The following is a 17,755-nucleotide window of genomic DNA, read 5'->3' as shown; positions in this document are numbered from 1 at the left end:
CCTCGTATGAAATAGTTTTTTCAACCCGATCAACCATTCCAGCTTGCGCTCGTTTTGCCTTGCTACTTACCTATTCAATCAGAAACGATATTTATCAAATCATGCGGTACGTTAATAACACCGATCACAGACTGTAACAGGGGTTAACAGGGTTAACACATTTCGATAACTTTCTAAATATATAACTGAAAATCAATTACTTAACACAACAGAGAATTAACACGAAAGATTCACTAAAAATATTAGCTCATGGCCGGTATTATCGCCGACCGGCAAGTATCAAACGGCCTTTGGCCGACGTACCACCGCATGACGCGCCAGAGGCCTGGAAATAACTGCCGCCCGGCTGGAGCCGGGTGGTGGCATCTCTTAATTCTGAAAATTCTTTAATTCTGATTCAGACCACTTATCCAGTCAACCACCCACCCAACAATCACCTCAACTTCCCTTCCCCCAAGATCTTCTTCCTCAAATAGTCCGAAAGCTTTTCAACTAAAATAACCAGTACAATGATAATAGTGATAAGCGCGGTAACGTCTTTATAGTGCAGCACACTTTTGGCCATCTGCAATTGAAAGCCAATACCTCCACCCCCAAAAATACCCAGGCTAATTGCCGCACGCATGTTCACATCAAAGGCATACAGCAGGTTTGCTATAAATGAAGGCATAATTTGAGGAATAATGGAATACCGGATAACCTGTAGCCTGCTTGCCCCTACCGAAAATATGGCTTCACCCGGGCCGCTCTCCGCATTTTCAATAATTTCTGTAAAAAGTTTGCCAAACGACCCTATGGTAACAATAACCAGTGTAAGCACACCCGAAAAGGATCCCGGCCCAACTGCTATCACGAATATAAGCACTACCACCAATGCCGGTATAACCCGCAGCATAGATACAAACACCTGCGTTACAATGCGCACAGCTTTATAAGGCATAGTGTTGGATGCCGCTAAAAAGGCCAGTACAAAAGCCAGGAGGCCACCATACAATGTACCTAAAAACGCCATGGACAGCGTTTGCAATATGGATACGCCTGTAGATGTATTTTCATACAGCATCTGGTAATTGGGCATAAACATTTCGCCAAGCAGATCACGCACATAATGAAACTCCGTAAAGAACATTATGGGGTTAAAGTTCAGGTAAATACAGGCTATTGATATGAGAATAGCCGATACCATAAAAATGGTTGCCTTTTGTTTATATCTTTTTGAAGGCATAGTAATGTCGACCGTACTCATTGCAATGCCCCCTCTACTTTAAATTTTTTCCTTAACAGGTATGATAACCGCTCGGTACCGAAGATCATGAGTACAATCACGATCATAGCCGTTGATGCCCGGTGATACTGCAGCATACTGAACGAATAATCAAGCTCATAACCTATGCCGCCGGCACCAATTGCTCCTAATATTACCGATAAGCGGATATTGATCTCAAACCTGAACAGCGAATATGAAATAAGACTGGGTATAATTTGCGGCATTACCCCAAACCAGATGATCTGCAGTTTATTGGCGCCTAATGACTCCATCGATTCGATCATTACCGGGTCTATCTCTTCAATAATATCGGCTAATAATTTGCCCAGCATACCAATACAGCCTAATGATAACGCCACAATGCCCGGCATCGAGCCTAAACCAAAAGCGGCTATCAGCAATAACAGGATCACTATTTCGGGTACCGAGCGCTCCAGCCCTATCAGGAAACGGGCCATATTGCGTACCCAGCTGTGCGAGATATTGGAAGCTGCCAGCATGGCAAATGCAACTGAAAGTATGGTACCGAATATAGTACCTAACAGCGCAATGATAATGGATTGAAAGGCCGGCTCAATCATATCCTTAAAGGCAGCCCAATCAGGAGGAAACAAAAACTGCAAAAAGGAAATACCTTTAATAAGACCTGTTTCCAGCTTATCAAACGTAGCGCCGCAAACTATCGCTGCTCCTTCGGTTACGGCGATGAGTGCTATCAGCGGGAGCACAAATTTGCGGTACCGCTTAAAACTGTATGTGGCCTGCCCGGTCATATCTTTACAATTTCGGGTGTTGGCACACTATGCTCATGCTGTTCCATTTGCGCCAGTTCTTCGCCATAGATATCTTCAAGGGTTTGGTTGGATAGTTTGGGGTCGCCATCATAAATAACCTGGCCATCTTTTATGGCGATAACGCGGGTACAATATTTTGCAGTCATTTCGGGCTGATGAAAAACGCCTACAACAGGGATATTTTCTGATAACGGGCGGATCAGCTTCATGATTACCTTGGCGTTGCTTGGGTCGAGATTAGAAATCGGCTCATCAGCCAGCAACAACATAGGCGACTGGAATATAGCCCTTGCAATAGCTACGCGCTGCATTTCACCGCCGCTTAAACTGCCGGTACGGTTTTGCGCCAGGTGCGCCATCTTTACTTTTTCCAGTGCCAGGAGCGCTTCCTCGGCCTCTTTATCGGTAAAACCATAAACCAGGCTCCGGAATGTACTGATCTGCCCCAATCGTCCAATCATCACATTCTCCAACACCGTAAGACGTTTCACCAAATGGTATCCCTGGAAAATCACCCCTATCCGCTCGCGAACGTGGCGCAATTGTTTTTTGTTGATCCGGCAGATATCATTCTTTTTGCCATGTTCATCCTCTACCAATACCGAACCTTCATCGGGTTTTAATAAACCATTGAGGCATCGCAGCGTAAGCGTTTTCCCGGCCCCGCTTGGTCCCAGGATCCCCACAAATTCTCCTTTTTTTACGGTAAAATCGATACCGTTTAACAGCTTACGCCCATTGGGCAATGTTTTGGTTAAACCTTTTACTTCAATCATTGTGCTTATGCTTTAATGTACTGTCTTGTTCATGGTTGATAGTTCATGGATAAATGAATAAGAATCATAACAATCTATCAAACCCTTTACTACGATCTATGAACCATCAACTATGAACCCATTCTTTGAACCATGAACTATCAACCATGAACCATCACTTAATTACGCTTAGGTCTTTAATTCCGGATGCTATTGACCTGATGCCGTTATACATCGAATCCTGCACAGTCATGTATGAATAGTTTTCGGGTTTTGTATGCAACAGTTTCATATAGGTCAAAAAAATACCCGGCTCATCTTTGGCCAGGTTCAGGTATAAGTTCTGGATCTTTTTAACAAACTCCTTATTAAGGTCGTTACGCGCAACAATCGGGCTGCCTACAATAGGTTGAGACTGCCATAGCACCCTGATCTGATCTTTTTTCACCAAACCTTTACGCTCTGCAATCTCCAAACCATATTCGGTAGCAGCGCAACCAACATCAATTTTACCCGAGGCTACCGAAAGCACCGAAGTAACGTGGCTGCCGGCAAAAATGGTTTCTTTAAAAGCGTTTTTATCCGGGTTTAAGCCCACTGTGGTAAGGTACGCGCGGGGTATTAAATGTCCCGAAGTTGATGCCGGATCCGCAAAACAAAGGGTTATGTATTTGGCCTTCGCCTTCAAATCGGCAATGCTGTTAATGCCACTGTGAGTATTGGTGAAAATGGTACTGTGATACATGGATTGCTTCCCATTTTCGCCTGTTGTTATAATAGGGGTAATATCATGTTTTTGCGAAGCCAGTACATACGAAAAAGGACTAAGGTAAGCAATATGCGTTTTCTTAGTCTTTAAAGCTTCAATAACCGACGTATAATCATTAGTGTAAATGAACTCCACCGGCATCCCCAGCTTTTTCTGAAGATATTGCTGAAATGGTTTAGCAGCGCTTTTAAGTGCTCCGGGATCGTCAGTACCATAATGAGCAATAACCAGCTTACCCGGAATACCGTTGGCATCCAAATCAATGCTGTTATGGCAGCTACAGAATATCAGCAGTATGCTTAAAAAAAACAGGCTTGCAATCAGCTTCTTCATCGTTATATGCTATTTAAAACCGGTTACTTATTTTGATTTCAGATCTTTTATACTTCCCGCAATTTTACGCAAGCTGTTATATGCAGAATCCTGCACGGACACGTAAGCCATATCCTGCGGATTGGGCCAGTACAGTAAAACGTATTTTTTAAAGGCTTCAAAATCGTCGCGGTTGGCGGTAAGGTAAGCCTGCTGTACTTTTTTAATAAAGTCCTTGTTCAGGTCATCACGTATGGCGATGGCGTCATTTACGATGGGCGGCGACGTCCACAATATCACAATATCCTCACGCTTAACAATATGCTCACGGATCAGTTTATCTAAAGCAAGCTCACTGGTGGAGCAGCCCACATCTACCTTTTCCGACTTAACGCTTAAAATTGACGCTGCGTGGCTTCCGGCAAACATGGTTTCCTTAAAAGCCTTATCAGGGTCGAGCCCAATGGAGTCAAGGTATCCACGGGGAATAAGATGTCCTGATGTAGAAGCCGGATCGGCAAAACAAAGCGTAAGATCCTTAGCGCGGGCTTTAACATCGGCCATGGTTTTAAGGCCTGTTTTTTTGTTGGTAAAAATAATACTGTGGTATATGGTGGCCTTGCCATGGATACCCAGCGTTACAATAGGCATCAACCCGGGCTTTTGCATGGCCAGGATATACGCATAAGGCGTTAAATGCGCCATGTGGATTTTTTTTGATCGCATGGCTTCAATCAGTGCCGGATAATCGGTAGTGTAAAAAAACTCTACTTCCATGCCTAATTTTTTGGAGAGATAGGCGGCAAAAGGATCAAGCGCAGTGCGATATTGAGCCGGGTTATCGCCCCCATACGATCCGATGAGTAATTTACCGGGTACACCACTGGCATCCAGGTCGGCCTTGTTTTTGCAGCTGCCGATGGTTACCGTAACCAGTGCAGCCAGCAAAAAATGCATAAATGCTTTCATATTAGTTTGCTTTTAAACTTTTAATGCTGCCTGCAATTTTCCGCAAGCCGTTATACAGGGTATCATTAGCTACCATATAACTGCGGCGGGTGGTATCTTTTATAAAGATTTTCACGTAGGCCTTCAGGATATCCGGGCGCTCCTTGTTCATATCAAGATATGCCTGCTGAATACGTTTTTGGAGATCTTTATTAATGTCGCTTTTGACAACGATAGGGTCGCTTACGATGGGGTCTGACGTCCAAAGCACCCTGATATCACCATCGTTGATCATTTTAGCCTTGGTCATCAGCATAAAAACAAGATTAGTTGTACAACCAATATCAACTTTACCCGATTTTACCGACAATACTGAAGTGAGGTGGTTACCCGCAAAAATGGTTTGTTTGAAAGCTGTATCAGGATTAAGACCGATAGAATTTAGATAGGCCCTGGGTATCAAATGACCTGAAGCCGATGCCGGCTCCACAAAAGCGAGGGTCAGTTTTTTTGCGCGCGCCTTCACATCATCCATAGTTTTGATACTACCATGCGCGTTGGCCATGATCACACTTTTATAAGTAGTTGGTTTTCCATTATTGCCCAGCGTAACCAGTGGATTAAGTTTAAGTGTACGGGAGGCAATAACATAAGCAAAAGGCTGCATATCAGCCATGTGTGCTTTGTTAGCCCTCAACGCTTCTATCACCCCGGTATAATCATTACTGTAGATTAGCTCCACCGGTATTTTGAGTTTTTCCTGCAGATAGTCGCGCATTTGTTCACGGATCTTTTTGATCTCATCAATACCCTCGGCCTGTACAACGGCTATGGTCAATGTTTGGGGCATGCCATTGCTATCCAGCGCGGTTTTGTTTTTGCAGGCCGAAAATGCCGTTAAGGCAATGAGGGCAAGAACAGTGATCAGTTTTTTCATGGTGATGTTTAACAGTACTTATCAATGAATACTTCTAAATTGAACAGATCGTTAAAGTTTTGTTCCAGGGTCTCGCGGTCCCAATCCCACCATTCGCTGGCAAGCAGCTTTTCAATAGTGGTATCGTTAAAGCGCTTTTTGATCACTTTGGCAGCAACGCCCACCGCTATTTCATAAGGGCCAACATCCTTGGTTACTACAGCTTCCGAACCAATGATTGCCCCGGTGCCAATGCTCACGCCCGGCATGATCACCGCGCCATGGCCAATCCAAACATCATGGCCAATGGTACATTTATGGTCGCGGCGCCATTGAAAAAACTCCTGGTCATCTTCGCCTAAGCCATAATGGGCACGGCGATAGGTCATGTGGTGCTGTGTAACCCGCCATTGCGGATGGTTTCCCGGATTGATGCGCACACTATTGGCAATGGAACAATATTTGCCAATTTCTGAATAAATGATCTGCACGTTGCCTGCGGTATAGCTATAATCACCAAAGGTTGATTCCACCAGCCAGGTACCGGCGCCGAGGGCCGTCCATGGACCAAGGCTGCTGTGGCGCACAATACATGTGGGATGAATGTAGGGTTCCAGTCCCAACTGGTGTCCTTGCTTCTGTTCGGTAACCGGCGGGTAGTTTTCAAAATATTTCATCAGGAAAAATTTGATTAAAATTGATGAACAGGATAGTTATCCTTCTTCCTAAAATCGGCGAGGTGGTGATATCTCCTGAGGCCGGTAACTGCTATATTAAAGTAGTTATCCTCAATGGCCAGGCTTTCGTTAATTTCGTTAATGACCCCGGCTAAATGCTCTTTTTGATTTTTATTGAGGTTTTGTTCGATGTAGGTTAAGGTGATATGACCGATGAAAGGCCGGGTCATTTTTACATCCAACTTTGCCAGTTGCTCATCAGCATAAAAAGCCGATCGGAAATTAGCGATATGGTTGTAATCCTCCTCATCCTCAAAAACGCCCAAAATGCCTATGGCTGTACCAAAAATGCTCAACCCGGCCATTTTCATACGGATAAGCGCTTCACCTTCGGTAGATGGAATATTGTTTAAAGCTTTAGATACTATAGATGGATAAGTTTGTTCCAACCCGGCGTAAAGGATCTGTTGTTTGAACCTATCGGCCGATAAGGTATTGGCTACAGTTTGATGAAAACTTTGAGGAGGGAGCTGGTAAAAAGCATTACGGGGAGAAAGGTTTAAGCTAAGCTCTTTTTGGATGGCGGTTAACCTGTTGGTAAGCGGCTCATTACCGGGGTTTTCATTCAGCATAGATACAACGGCAAAGCCCTCATATTCCAGTGGTTGCCAGCTATCGTTTTTATAAATAAAATTACCGGATGGCCTGGTTTCTAATGCCTGTTCCCTATTCCGTTCAGCCGAAATTTCGTAAATCTGCCTTTTGTTATATTCATCAAATGCAAGATCCATGGTGCTTGCTGTTGCCTGCTTATAGCTCATTGGTTAATGATAAATTATTATCGGGTTGATAGTCCTTATTATAATTTATTTTATTGCTGGCCTGCGCCACCATGTGCCCCCTTACAATGGTATGTGTTACCATCGGGATACCATCCAACAGTTTTACGATGACCAGGTCGGCATCTTTGCCGGTTTCAATACTGCCGGTATGATTGCTGATCCCTACTGCTTTGGCAGGGTTTAGGGTAGCCATTTTTACGGCTTCGGGCAGCAGCATGCCCTCTTCATTGTATAACTTAAATATAGCGTGAATAATGGCAGGCGGGTAATAATCAGAGCAAAGCGAATCAACCGCTCCCTGCAAAACCGCATCCTTCATGTTGAGGTTGCCCGAAAGCGAGCCGCCCCTTAATATGTTTGAAGCACCGCCAACCACATGCATCCCTAATTTGGCAGCATGATGAGCGGTTTCCATAGTGATCGGAAATTCGCAGATATCTATGCCTAAGCCGCGCATATAATCCACTTTTTCCACGCTGTCATCATCATGTGATGCCACGGGGATATGTAATTGCTGCGCGTGTTTGATCATGGCTTCCAGTTGCTCACCTGCAACAATGGGCATAGCCAGCTTATCAATAAAAGCCTGTTCCGCTTCCTCAGCCGATTTACCCATTTTCATGGCAAAGGCTATAAAGTATTCCTTGCTGATCTGCCCCTGTCCCGGTGTATGGTCCATTACAGATAGTAACTGCACATAGCCTTTATCCATCAATTCAAGGCAGTTTTCATAAGCTTTTACGCCTGATAGTTCAAAGCGTAAATGGATCTTGTTATTTAAAAGTGTGCTGCCTTTTGAAGCCCTGTGAACGGTTTCAAAAACCTCATCGCGGGTGTATTTACTGCGCGAGTTCAATTCGGCCATGTCATAACCTAAGTGCATAGAGTGATAAACGGTGGTAAAGCCGCATCCGCTCATTTTACGTTCAAGTTCCCTAAAAGCTACATTAATGGGGATATCAGCACCCGAACGCGGTACGATCTCGGCATCCATTGCATCAGTATGGATATCGATAATGCCAGGCATCAGTATAGCACCATCTGCATCGATGCTGAAACCCGCAAGTTGCTCGTCAATTTGTGAAGCTATATGGGTAATAATGCCATGCTCAACCAGAACCGATGTGTTTTGAAGCACTTCGGACGGGGTAATTACCGTGGCATTACTGATAATGAATGATCTCATTTTAACGTGTCTTTTCTTTTTTTTAATTCCCCCCTTGGGAGGGGTGTGTTGGGATTTTGTGATGGCAGGGAGGGGTTGTACGCCTTGTTTCATTAATATGCATGGCGATGAAATCCCTCCCTACACCCTCCCAGGGGAGGAAATCGCACAATCCCGTGCTTTTTATTTCTTCCGAACAATTCTCTACGTAAAGCCAACCGCTCCCCCAATCAACTACTCACCTCCTCAAGCAACTGCCACCTCATTGATCCTCCCAAACTGCAGATCTATCCGCCTGTCGCAAAGCCTTTCCAGTGTATATTCATCATGCGAAATGCAAAGCACTGAAGTACCGTTTTGCTTCAACCCCAGGATCATATCAATCACCACATCCTTAGTGCGTGCATCAAGCGAAGCTGTTGGCTCATCTATCAGCAAAAACCTTGGCGAAGCGATGATAGCGCGGGCCACATTGATCCGCTGCTGCTCGCCTCCGCTGAATGTTACCGGGAAGGCATCGAACAGTTCGCCGGGTAGGGCAAGTTCTTCCAGCATTTGCTTTGCCTTATCGCGGGCAACATGTTTATCTTTTTCTACCCTGAACAGGTTTTCGCAAACCACATCAACAGCAGTAACCCTTGGTATTACACTTAAAAACTGCGAGCAATAATTAATCTCGGTTTTACGGAGCTCAATAACGCGGTGGTCATCGGCTTTCACCAAATCAAGCTGACCATCTTTTGAAGTATAAATGATCTGACCTGTTGATGCCAGGTAAGTGCGGTAAATACACTTCATCAAACTTGATTTACCCGAACCCGATTTGCCGGTAAGCCCGATGATCTCACCCTCCTGCATCGTAAAATTAATATCGGTAAGGGCCTCAATTTTTTTATTATTGAGGATATGCAGGTTAAACACCTTGCTCAGGTCATTTACTTCTAATATTTTCATCATTAATTAAATAGATGATCTAAAAATTCCATTTACAACAAGGAACTTACTAACAGCTGTGAATATTCATGCTGCGGGTCCTGCAGGATCTGGTCGGTTAAACCGCTTTCAACTATGCGGCCATTTTTCATCACCATTACCCTATCGGTAAGCATGCGGATAACCGACAGATCATGTGATACCACGATCATGGCGATACCAAGATCGGTTTGCAGCTCACGGATCAGATCAAGCACTTTGGCCTGCACCGATACATCCAAACCGGTGGTTACCTCATCCAAAAACAATAGCGGCGGATTATTGGCGATGGCCTTGGAAATTTGTACCCTTTGCTGCATCCCGCCGCTGAATGTACCGGGACGGTTATCCATGCGCGGCACAGGGACTTCGGTTTTATTAAGCAAGTCGGAAGCCCTTTCACGGATGTTGCCTACGTTCATCTGCCCGGCCATGATCAGTTTTTCGGCGATATTGCCGCCTGATGAAAAACCGAAGTTGAGGCCGTCGCGCGGGTTTTGGTACACCATACCCATCAGGTTGTTGCGGATATATCGTTTGCGCTGGTTTGATTCTTCAAGGATGTTCAGCAGCCCCTCATTGTAAGGCTTGAGCCAGGCTGCACCAAAAGTTTTTTCCAGGTCGAAGTACAGCATTTTAACAACCGTACTTTTGCCCGATCCGCTTTCGCCTACAATGCCCAGTACCTCACCGGGGTAAAGGTCAAAACTGATATTGGCGCAGGCTACGATACTTTCCGTTTCCGGGCAGATATTGGAGCCAAACCCCGGACCTGTCAAAGCCAGTGTACGGTCGTTAGGTTCGCCATATATTTTGGTGAGGTTACGCACACGCAGCAACCAGTTATCCTCGTTAAAGGCCATATTCTTGCAGTTGGTCTATGTATGTATTGCTGTATTGACGGGTTTCCTGCTTTTCGCTCTTTTTATCCAGGAAGTTGCTGTCGCTGATCACATATTTGCGCGAGCCCTCGTCCGAATAGATCTCATCAAGGAAAGCCCTTTTGTAACCGGTTTTATAGCACTCGCTCTTGCTGAAATCTTCTATCTCAAAGTTTACATCCTCAAATTCCAGCGGCTCAACATCAGTGAAAGGAGGTACAGCATACAGGCGTTTTTCGCGCCCTGCGCCAAATAAAAACAGCGTTTGGGCCTGGTTCAGGTTCGGCGTATCCCAGCGTGGTATTGGCGATGGCGACATGATATACCTGCCATTTACCATTACAGGATAACCGGCGCCCTGCATAATAGCACCGTGGCGCACATATGATTCATAAAGCGATACATACATCTTAGCATAATCAGCTTCGGCATGCATTTGCAGGGTTTTGTATTCATAACGTTCAACCATACGCAAAGGTTCGGGCAATGGCACCTGGAAAACAATGATCTGCTTATCGGTCAATTCTTCCTCCGTAATGCGGTGGCGGGTTTGGATCAGCGTGGCTTCGGCTGTATCAAAAGTGGTTTCGCAGCCGGTCATCCCATTTACAAACTCGCGCAGGTTGCAGGCATTAACGCTTGCATCGCTGCCCTGGTCAATGATCTTAAACACATCTTCCTTACCGATAACGGCCAGCGTAATGTGCAGTCCCCCGGTACCCCATCCGCGTGAAATTGGCATTTCGGGTGATGAATATGGCACCTGGTGACCCGGGATTGCCACGGCCTTCAGCAGCTTACGGCGGATCTCCTTTTTGGTAGCCTCATCAATAAAGGCAAAATTGTATTTGTTGGTATACTTGGTATTTTCAATCATGATGTAGCGCTTTTAAACCGATTGCATCTGGATCATTTGCTGTTCAACCTCTTTGTTAGCGTTGTTGTTACGCTCAACCGCAGCACGGGTATTGCTCAAACTCGACTGGAAGGTAACGTAGTGCGGCAACTTGAGGTGATTGGTAAAACCCATGGCCTCAACACCTTCAGTATGGTATAGAACAAATTCCTGGTCGTTGGCCGGCGCACCCATTTCGGGTCGACGCATGGCGGTATCCAGCGTGCTCATGCAAATCACCTTGGTTTCATTATGGCCAAAGCACAGTCCGTAGCCAATGGTAAAATATGGCGGCGTGCCTTTTTTTGCGGCTTTGCTACCGGTTATCATCTCATTTTCGGTAACCTCAATTTTGCCTATGTAACGGTTACGTCCGCCTGCATCTTTAACACGTACCGGAACGGCACCAAAACGGAGTTCGCCTACCGTTGGGTGTACGCTGCCAAAACCACGCTGGCTGCTGTAACCCAATGCCATTAAACCGCCGGTTTCGGCACGGGCCATCATTTGTAACCTTGCCGAGCGGGGCGCAGGGAATTTGATAGCTTCGCGGGTGATATCAATAAGGCTGCGGTCTTCAGTTGGGTCAGCCGGGGCCAGCAGGCCCTCCTGCTGCAGCAGGTCAATCACTTTACCAAAAGTGCTGATGCCTTCCAGTTTTTCAGGGTCGATCTTAGCGTCAAAGTCATCCAAAAATGTTTTTATGTCGATGGCTGTTTCGATAGCTTTAGCAGTATCAAGGGTGCGCTGGGTATAATCACGGGTTGGGCCAAGGATTTGCCCACCCGGAATTTCGCGGAACGATGCAGAAATCTTGCGTTTAACAAACATCTCCCTTGTATTGATCACCTGCGAATAATAATTACGCTGTAAGGTGGTGCGGAAAGCCCTCAATATAAAAGCAGCTTCGTATACATCGCCTTCAGCTTGTTTTAAAGCTATGGCAGCGTACTCGGGAGCGTAAATACCTCCTTCGCCCATCACCTTGTCAATAGCCAGGCGCATTTGCGCCCGGATCTGTTTTATATCAATAGGGGTTGTATTTCCTTTTACACGGTAAAACTCAGCCAGTTCGCTTGCGTTGTGAATAGCTTCGGTGCCGCCCTTTACTGCTACGTATCCCATGGTTTAGTTTGTTTTAATATAAGTGAAGGCGTTACTGCGCGGAATGCACAGCAGGTTATTTTGCCTGTCGGTAATGATCAGATCAACGCCCAAAGGATATTCGGCGTTTTGCTCTTTGATATAATTAAGCAAAGCCGGATTTATCCCTCTTACAAAAACCTGTGCTTCACCGTTAACACCTGGGCCTTTAAGGGTTATTTCTAAACCATTTTCGATGGATTGTTCGCTAATAAGTTCAGCTTCGGCTATCAATGCAGCACTATCTTCAGGATATACAGGCGTACCAACGCGAGCTTTTTCCAAACCCCGGCCATCATGGTTTTCGGTCAAAAAAATATATTCGGCAGTATCAATACCGGCCTGTTGTGAGGCAGTGTTTACCAACAGGTACTGTGCAATATCAGCACTGTTATAACCGGCTATATAATAAGTAGTATCTGCATTTAGCAAAGCAAAACCGGTAAGCGCCGATGCCTGGTTTAAACCTACCGGCGGCATAATATCCATGGCAGGGAAAGTACTGATCTTTCCCGGGCGGGCCATGCTATCCAGCAAAAGCCTGAAATGCTGCTGCGCATCGAAAACGGTATCGTAATGTAGTTCGGTTTGCATATTATTCCTGTTCCATCAGTTTAAAATCAACGCGGGTGCGCATGATCTGGTTATATTCCAGTTGCTCAGCTTTTCTGATCAGTTGGTGTTGTTCGGTTAATAAGGCTTCAACATCTTTCAGATCAGCACCCGGCAATTGGGTTAAAGCATCAATAAATGCTATGCAATAACTGCGAACAGGCTCATCGCCCAGGCAAATACCGTAACCGCGCTGACCATTTACAATTACCTCGCATTCGGTAGTGAGGGCCTCCCCCAAATAAAAATCCTGGAACTCAACCGAATCTTCGGCCTGGATCATGGTCATGCAGGTTGACGGAGCTTTGGCAATTATTACTTCAAAATTTTCTTCAATGGAGGCAACAAAGTCCCGGAGAGGTTCCAGTTCGCACTCGCACAATATAAAATCCTGTTCTTCCATCGGGCTTAATGATTTAAATCAAAATTAGGCCGCAATTATTTGCGAATAATTAGGGAAGGGATATTGTTTTGTTAGGGGATTGTTAGGTCTGAACCGGGATTTTTTTTTTTGAGGGGGGGGGATTTTTCGGATGCACAGGATTTTGCTTTTCCCCGGCGGCCGTGTCCTCACGGCCGCATTTGTCTGAACTCGAATTAAAGGAATAATAAGAATTTATTGAATTTGCTTAGTATTCTGTTAATTCGCTTAATCCTATAAATTCGGGCTTAGACAATAAGCAGCTGTATATTCAAAATCCTGTGCATCCGAAAAATCCTCCCAAATCAAGGTTCAGGCTCACACAAACCGCTCATTAAACCTATATCCTACTGACCTTACTGTTTCCACAGCATCTTTATATTGCCCAAGCTTTTTACGCAAACCTGCTATCTGCACATCAATGGATCGTTCGGTGGCAAAATATTGTGAGCCGTTGATACGCTCGATGATCTGGTTGCGGGAAAAAACCTTGCCCGGTTGTTTGGCCAGTAATTCGAGCAGTTTAAACTCACCAATGGTGAGCTCCAGCAGTTCATTATTGATATAAACCTTGTAACTTACCAGGTTCATTTTAAGTACCCCGCATTCAATAGTTTCTTTTACTTCTTTGCGAGCGCTAATTATGTCATCAATATTTTTGCGGCGCAGAATCTTTTTTACCCGGCTCATCAGCTCGCGCATACGGATGGGTTTGGTTACGTAATCCTCGGCACCAACTTCGAGGGCGGTTACAGCATCAATTTCGTCATTTTTGCCGGTGAGCATTACCAGGGGGATATCGCGGGTGGATGGGCTCATTTTAAGGTTGCGGCAAAGCTCGAGACCGTCCATTTCGGGCAGCATCCAGTCGGTAACCAGCAGATCGGTATTATCGGCGTTGATATACTTAAGGGCATCAACGGCGTTGAAGAACATTTTAACCTCATAGCCTTCCTGAACCATATTATATTTCAGAATTTCGAGGATATCATAATGATCATCAATAATTACCAGCCTATGTTTCTTCATACCGCCATTTTACCATACGATATTAATTAACACAGTTGAAGAAAAGATTAGCCCATTGTTAAATCCTAATAATAAAAGGTTGATTTCCTGTTAAATTAAACTCAAAACAATACAAAGCAAATCAATTGCTAACCATTTGCTAATAATTTAAGAATAACCGGGTAATTATCCCGTAAGCGCATTATTAATAATAAAGCAATTCAATGACTTTAATCAAAAACTAATCATCAGCTAATAATTACCGAATGTTGATTGTACAATTTAGATTGCTGATATTGCTGGAGTGGAAAATGTTAAAATTATCACTATAAATACATGGAAATGTGATGGTGAATACCGGGTGCGCGTGGGCATACTTGCCAAACAACTTAAACAACTAAAACCCCACGTTATAGCCTGCCAGGAATGTTTTTACAGCGAAGAAGCGAATGCCGATACCCTAAAGTTTTTGGCTAACGAATTAAATATGAACTACTGTTTTTTACCCGGCCGATCGAAAAAGCGCCTGTTTGAAGACAGGATGGTTAACAGTACATCGGGCCTTGGCATATTATCTGTTTACCCGCTTACCGAAACCGGCAGCTTTGATTTGCCTATAGTACCCGAAGATAACGACCGCAAAGCTTTCCGGGCAAATGTAAACCTGCCATCGGGAAAAACGATTACTGTTACAACTACCCATCTTACCCACCTGAGTCAGCATAAAGGCTTGAGAAAATCCCAGGCCGAAGCGCTTGCCGGTTTTGTTAGCGCAAGCACAGCACATCCATACCACATTATTTGCGGCGATTTTAATGCCACGCCCGATTCGGAAGCGGTTATGGCTTTCAGGGAATTATCAAAAGCAGCTGATTGTTATACCCAAGCTAACGGTACCGAACCGAGATACAGCCTTGCCGAAGCTTATTACAAGACAAACAAACAGGTATGTGTTGACCAGATCTTTACCTTACCGCTACCCGGCACGGACAATTACCCTCGGTTTATCAATTCGGCAGTTGTATTAAATATACCCGACGAAGCAAGCGGCCTTTACCCAAGCGACCATTTTGGCATCACCACAACACTCGTAATACCCTGACCGTGAAAACACCTCACGTATTAGCCATCGGTAGTTTTGCAGTGCACGGCACAGCCAGCCTAAAAACATTCACCACCATTTTGGGCGAGCGGATTTTGCCGGTACCAAGCCTTATGCTCAACGGCCTCACCAATATGATTCTTGTCAAAAAGCTTGATGTGCCGTTTACAGAGCTACTACAAAGCTCGTTTGAGCTGGCAGTAAACCGTGAGCTCGAACTGATCCTGTACATCGGCTATTTAGGCAATGCCCAACAGGTGGATGTTATTACGGAAATGATTAACACCTATCGCCCTATCATAAAAACCATTATTGTTGACCCGGTTTGCGGCGATCACGGGCGTACTTATGTGCCTGCAGATATAATAGCCCGCTGGCCCGACCTCATTAAGCTGGCCGATCTGGTTTTCCCAAACCTTACCGAAATAAAGATCCATACCGGTTATGAACCTGATGGTACAGGAGCCGATACCTTTTATATCGAAACATTCAGAAAGCAATATCCCGATGTGCAACTCGTTATTACAAGTATTAAAACCGGGGATAATAGGATAGGCATTCAATATTATAAGGATGACGAATGCTACAGCCATTCACATCCCGTATTATCAAAAAACTATGGCGGCACGGGCGATGCATTTTTGGCAACATTTATTCTCAACCATTTTTATAATGCATTGAGTTTTGATGCGGCCTTAAAAACTGCTGCCGATCAAACTTACGAGCTGATCAAAAATTCCATCAACAGGCATTCAAACGACCTTACCCTTTCAACAATAAAACTTTTATAACCCACCATGAGTAAGCTATTTTATGTTATTGGCGCATCCGGAGCCGGCAAAGACACGCTGATGAATTATGCCCGCAAGCAAATTAACGGATCAGAAAATGTGGTATTTGCGCACCGGTATATTACCCGTCCACCGTTTTCAGGCAATGAGAACCACGTTAGCTTAACTAATGAGGAATTTGCATTGAGGAGCAAGGCCGGCATGTTTGCATTAAGCTGGGGCAGCCATGATAAATATTATGGCATTGGCCAGGAAATAAACAGCTGGCTTAACAAAGGCTTTAATGTGGTGGTCAACGGGTCGCGCGAGTATTTGCCCGTTGCGCAGCGGCTTTACCCCGATCTGGTAGTGATATTAGTAACTGCGAGTCCCGAAATTATTGCCGGTCGCCTGGCCGGGCGTGGACGGGAAAACGCTGAAGAAATAGCCAAACGAATAGCCCGTACTGCCGGGCTCAATACCAACCTTGAAAACTGCATCGAAATACAGAATGACGGCGCCATCGAAGTTGCGGGGAACGAACTGGTAAACCTGATCTCTATAACAGAAAAGCAACTGGCTTAAACCTGCTTCACAAAGCCGGAAGAGCGGATAGTATAACCCATTTTTTGATAAAAGGCGTGGGCAACCTTCCGGTCGTCGCGGTTGCCGCTGTTGATGATCACTGTGTTCAGGTCTTTTTCAATGGCGTAATCTTCGCAGGCTTTAATCAGTATTTTACCGATCCCCAGGTTACGCAGGGTTTGTTTTACCACAAAGGCAAGCACACGCAGATATTTGCCATTCTTTTCATAATAGTTACCCTTTACCAAGCCGGCCATGCCAACTATTTCATCGTTATAAACCGCTAAAATTGTTTTATAATCCGGGTGTACAAGTATAGGCTCCATGCGCACCCGCATTTCGGCTACGGTGGTTGGGTAGCTCAAATCGGTCATGAGTGCGGCAATGGTTTCAATATCGCCCACATGGGCATCCCTTAGTATTACCTGGTTTAGCATTTTTATACGGTGATGAAAAACTACTTGCAGTTCAATAAACTGAACGCAAATGTAGTTGAACAAAACTCTGTTTTAATTATTAGCCGTTTATTAGCAAGCTGTTAAAAGGCGACGCAGCGGGTTATAAGATTAAACAGAATTTGAAGGAAAGGGCCTTTCTCAACCACCTCATTGCGGGTAACCCCCAGGGAAACCCCGGAAAAAATGGTAATGACGTAGAAAATATATTTTAGGGATGTGTACAGGCTGTGTTAGCGATAGCAGAGGAAAGCCCACAGCGCGGGTTAGGTTGCGGGAAGGAAAAGCGAGGACTTGTAACGGAAAGCCCGGCCCGTTAGCTAACGGGAACGCCTATATTATAAAACCTGTCAAAAAAACACGTAAAAATTGACCACTTACATTCACATCATTGTAAATCCCGAAGCACTCACCGATTTTACAAATGGACTTGAATGGTTGCTCTGCTTATAGGGGATTACCACGC

20 protein-coding genes are annotated in these 17,755 nt (G+C 44.9%); 3 read left to right on the top strand and 17 right to left on the bottom strand.

Annotated features, from left to right (window positions below; genetic code table 11):
• Positions 1-433 precede the first annotated feature (433 nt).
• The 16 genes from phnE (SNE26_RS03220) to SNE26_RS03145 form a co-directional block, all read right to left on the bottom strand.
• A complete protein-coding gene (gene phnE, locus SNE26_RS03220) occupies positions 434-1,246 on the bottom strand; it encodes a phosphonate ABC transporter, permease protein PhnE (RefSeq protein ID WP_321557938.1) in 813 nt (270 codons plus the stop codon).
• A complete protein-coding gene (phnE, locus tag SNE26_RS03215; RefSeq protein ID WP_321557937.1) occupies positions 1,243-2,040 on the bottom strand; it encodes a phosphonate ABC transporter, permease protein PhnE in 798 nt (265 codons plus the stop codon). Before phnE (SNE26_RS03215) ends, phnE (SNE26_RS03220) begins: the two co-directional genes overlap by 4 nt.
• Complete coding sequence (locus tag SNE26_RS03210) at positions 2,037-2,837, bottom strand: phosphonate ABC transporter ATP-binding protein (RefSeq protein ID WP_321557936.1); 801 nt, start codon at positions 2,835-2,837, stop codon at positions 2,037-2,039. The genes phnE (SNE26_RS03215) and SNE26_RS03210 overlap by 4 nt, the downstream gene beginning before the upstream one ends.
• A 154-nt stretch (positions 2,838-2,991) precedes the next feature.
• Positions 2,992-3,918, bottom strand: coding sequence for a phosphate/phosphite/phosphonate ABC transporter substrate-binding protein (locus tag SNE26_RS03205; RefSeq protein ID WP_321557935.1), 927 nt, complete (start codon positions 3,916-3,918; stop codon positions 2,992-2,994).
• Between the two features lie 27 nt (positions 3,919-3,945).
• The gene (locus SNE26_RS03200; protein WP_321557934.1) at positions 3,946-4,866 is read right to left on the bottom strand and encodes a phosphate/phosphite/phosphonate ABC transporter substrate-binding protein; all 921 of its coding nucleotides are present in this window, start codon (positions 4,864-4,866) and stop codon (positions 3,946-3,948) included.
• Position 4,867: 1 nt separating this feature from the next.
• Positions 4,868-5,782: a phosphate/phosphite/phosphonate ABC transporter substrate-binding protein gene (locus SNE26_RS03195; protein WP_321557933.1), complete on the bottom strand. Its 915-nt coding sequence runs from the start codon at positions 5,780-5,782 to the stop codon at positions 4,868-4,870.
• Between the two features lie 8 nt (positions 5,783-5,790).
• On the bottom strand, positions 5,791-6,438 hold the full coding sequence (locus tag SNE26_RS03190) for a hypothetical protein (protein WP_321557932.1): 648 nt from the start codon (positions 6,436-6,438) through the stop codon (positions 5,791-5,793).
• Between the two features lie 14 nt (positions 6,439-6,452).
• Positions 6,453-7,259 (bottom strand): hypothetical protein, encoded by an 807-nt coding sequence (locus tag SNE26_RS03185; protein ID WP_321557931.1) that lies wholly within the window; start codon positions 7,257-7,259, stop codon positions 6,453-6,455.
• Positions 7,249-8,466, bottom strand: a complete 1,218-nt coding sequence (locus tag SNE26_RS03180) for an alpha-D-ribose 1-methylphosphonate 5-triphosphate diphosphatase (protein ID WP_321557930.1) — start codon at positions 8,464-8,466, stop codon at positions 7,249-7,251. The genes SNE26_RS03185 and SNE26_RS03180 overlap by 11 nt, the downstream gene beginning before the upstream one ends.
• Before the next feature lie 225 nt (positions 8,467-8,691).
• Positions 8,692-9,402: an ATP-binding cassette domain-containing protein gene (locus tag SNE26_RS03175; RefSeq protein WP_321557929.1), complete on the bottom strand. Its 711-nt coding sequence runs from the start codon at positions 9,400-9,402 to the stop codon at positions 8,692-8,694.
• 29 nt (positions 9,403-9,431) lie between these two features.
• The gene (locus SNE26_RS03170) at positions 9,432-10,280 is read right to left on the bottom strand and encodes an ATP-binding cassette domain-containing protein (protein ID WP_321557928.1); all 849 of its coding nucleotides are present in this window, start codon (positions 10,278-10,280) and stop codon (positions 9,432-9,434) included.
• Entirely contained in the window at positions 10,270-11,175 is a 906-nt protein-coding gene (locus SNE26_RS03165; protein ID WP_321557927.1) for an alpha-D-ribose 1-methylphosphonate 5-phosphate C-P-lyase PhnJ, read from the bottom strand. Before SNE26_RS03165 ends, SNE26_RS03170 begins: the two co-directional genes overlap by 11 nt.
• A gap of 12 nt (positions 11,176-11,187) precedes the next feature.
• The gene (locus tag SNE26_RS03160; protein WP_321557926.1) at positions 11,188-12,318 is read right to left on the bottom strand and encodes a carbon-phosphorus lyase complex subunit PhnI; all 1,131 of its coding nucleotides are present in this window, start codon (positions 12,316-12,318) and stop codon (positions 11,188-11,190) included.
• Between the two features lie 3 nt (positions 12,319-12,321).
• Entirely contained in the window at positions 12,322-12,930 is a 609-nt protein-coding gene (gene phnH, locus SNE26_RS03155; protein ID WP_321557925.1) for a phosphonate C-P lyase system protein PhnH, read from the bottom strand.
• Position 12,931: 1 nt separating this feature from the next.
• The gene (locus SNE26_RS03150; protein WP_321557924.1) at positions 12,932-13,351 is read right to left on the bottom strand and encodes a phosphonate C-P lyase system protein PhnG; all 420 of its coding nucleotides are present in this window, start codon (positions 13,349-13,351) and stop codon (positions 12,932-12,934) included.
• A 336-nt stretch (positions 13,352-13,687) separates the two neighbouring features.
• The gene (locus SNE26_RS03145) at positions 13,688-14,398 is read right to left on the bottom strand and encodes a response regulator (protein ID WP_321557923.1); all 711 of its coding nucleotides are present in this window, start codon (positions 14,396-14,398) and stop codon (positions 13,688-13,690) included.
• A 283-nt stretch (positions 14,399-14,681) separates the two neighbouring features.
• Between SNE26_RS03145 and SNE26_RS03140 the strand changes: the two genes are divergently transcribed.
• Genes SNE26_RS03140 through phnN form a run of 3 tightly spaced genes read left to right on the top strand, consistent with a single transcriptional unit; the run spans position 14,682 to position 16,834 of the window.
• Positions 14,682-15,479, top strand: coding sequence for an endonuclease/exonuclease/phosphatase family protein (locus tag SNE26_RS03140; protein ID WP_321557922.1), 798 nt, complete (start codon positions 14,682-14,684; stop codon positions 15,477-15,479).
• 2 nt (positions 15,480-15,481) lie between these two features.
• Positions 15,482-16,270, top strand: coding sequence for a bifunctional hydroxymethylpyrimidine kinase/phosphomethylpyrimidine kinase (locus SNE26_RS03135; protein ID WP_321557921.1), 789 nt, complete (start codon positions 15,482-15,484; stop codon positions 16,268-16,270).
• A gap of 6 nt (positions 16,271-16,276) precedes the next feature.
• Positions 16,277-16,834, top strand: coding sequence for a phosphonate metabolism protein/1,5-bisphosphokinase (PRPP-forming) PhnN (phnN, locus tag SNE26_RS03130; protein WP_321557920.1), 558 nt, complete (start codon positions 16,277-16,279; stop codon positions 16,832-16,834).
• Here the strand turns inward: phnN and SNE26_RS03125 are convergent.
• Complete coding sequence (locus tag SNE26_RS03125; RefSeq protein WP_321557919.1) at positions 16,831-17,271, bottom strand: GNAT family N-acetyltransferase; 441 nt, start codon at positions 17,269-17,271, stop codon at positions 16,831-16,833. The genes phnN and SNE26_RS03125 overlap by 4 nt on opposite strands.
• Positions 17,272-17,755 lie beyond the last annotated feature (484 nt).

Source organism: Mucilaginibacter sp. cycad4 (assembly GCF_034263275.1).
Taxonomy (GTDB): domain Bacteria; phylum Bacteroidota; class Bacteroidia; order Sphingobacteriales; family Sphingobacteriaceae; genus Mucilaginibacter.
This window is presented reverse-complemented; position numbering and strand designations above follow the sequence as displayed.

What these genes read in the sequence shown, in the direction of transcription:
- phnE (WP_321557938.1), bottom strand. Translation starts at nt 1,246, where the DNA reads ATGAGTACGGTCGACATTACTATGCCTTCAAAAAGATATAAACAAAAG.
- phnE (WP_321557937.1), bottom strand. Translation starts at nt 2,040, where the DNA reads ATGACCGGGCAGGCCACATACAGTTTTAAGCGGTACCGCAAATTTGTG.
- SNE26_RS03210 (WP_321557936.1), bottom strand. Translation starts at nt 2,837, where the DNA reads ATGATTGAAGTAAAAGGTTTAACCAAAACATTGCCCAATGGGCGTAAG.
- SNE26_RS03205 (WP_321557935.1), bottom strand. Translation starts at nt 3,918, where the DNA reads ATGAAGAAGCTGATTGCAAGCCTGTTTTTTTTAAGCATACTGCTGATA.
- SNE26_RS03200 (WP_321557934.1), bottom strand. Translation starts at nt 4,866, where the DNA reads ATGAAAGCATTTATGCATTTTTTGCTGGCTGCACTGGTTACGGTAACC.
- SNE26_RS03195 (WP_321557933.1), bottom strand. Translation starts at nt 5,782, where the DNA reads ATGAAAAAACTGATCACTGTTCTTGCCCTCATTGCCTTAACGGCATTT.
- SNE26_RS03190 (WP_321557932.1), bottom strand. Translation starts at nt 6,438, where the DNA reads ATGAAATATTTTGAAAACTACCCGCCGGTTACCGAACAGAAGCAAGGA.
- SNE26_RS03185 (WP_321557931.1), bottom strand. Translation starts at nt 7,259, where the DNA reads ATGAGCTATAAGCAGGCAACAGCAAGCACCATGGATCTTGCATTTGAT.
- SNE26_RS03180 (WP_321557930.1), bottom strand. Translation starts at nt 8,466, where the DNA reads ATGAGATCATTCATTATCAGTAATGCCACGGTAATTACCCCGTCCGAA.
- SNE26_RS03175 (WP_321557929.1), bottom strand. Translation starts at nt 9,402, where the DNA reads ATGATGAAAATATTAGAAGTAAATGACCTGAGCAAGGTGTTTAACCTG.
- SNE26_RS03170 (WP_321557928.1), bottom strand. Translation starts at nt 10,280, where the DNA reads ATGGCCTTTAACGAGGATAACTGGTTGCTGCGTGTGCGTAACCTCACC.
- SNE26_RS03165 (WP_321557927.1), bottom strand. Translation starts at nt 11,175, where the DNA reads ATGATTGAAAATACCAAGTATACCAACAAATACAATTTTGCCTTTATT.
- SNE26_RS03160 (WP_321557926.1), bottom strand. Translation starts at nt 12,318, where the DNA reads ATGGGATACGTAGCAGTAAAGGGCGGCACCGAAGCTATTCACAACGCA.
- phnH (WP_321557925.1), bottom strand. Translation starts at nt 12,930, where the DNA reads ATGCAAACCGAACTACATTACGATACCGTTTTCGATGCGCAGCAGCAT.
- SNE26_RS03150 (WP_321557924.1), bottom strand. Translation starts at nt 13,351, where the DNA reads ATGGAAGAACAGGATTTTATATTGTGCGAGTGCGAACTGGAACCTCTC.
- SNE26_RS03145 (WP_321557923.1), bottom strand. Translation starts at nt 14,398, where the DNA reads ATGAAGAAACATAGGCTGGTAATTATTGATGATCATTATGATATCCTC.
- phnN (WP_321557920.1), top strand. Translation starts at nt 16,277, where the DNA reads ATGAGTAAGCTATTTTATGTTATTGGCGCATCCGGAGCCGGCAAAGAC.
- SNE26_RS03125 (WP_321557919.1), bottom strand. Translation starts at nt 17,271, where the DNA reads ATGCTAAACCAGGTAATACTAAGGGATGCCCATGTGGGCGATATTGAA.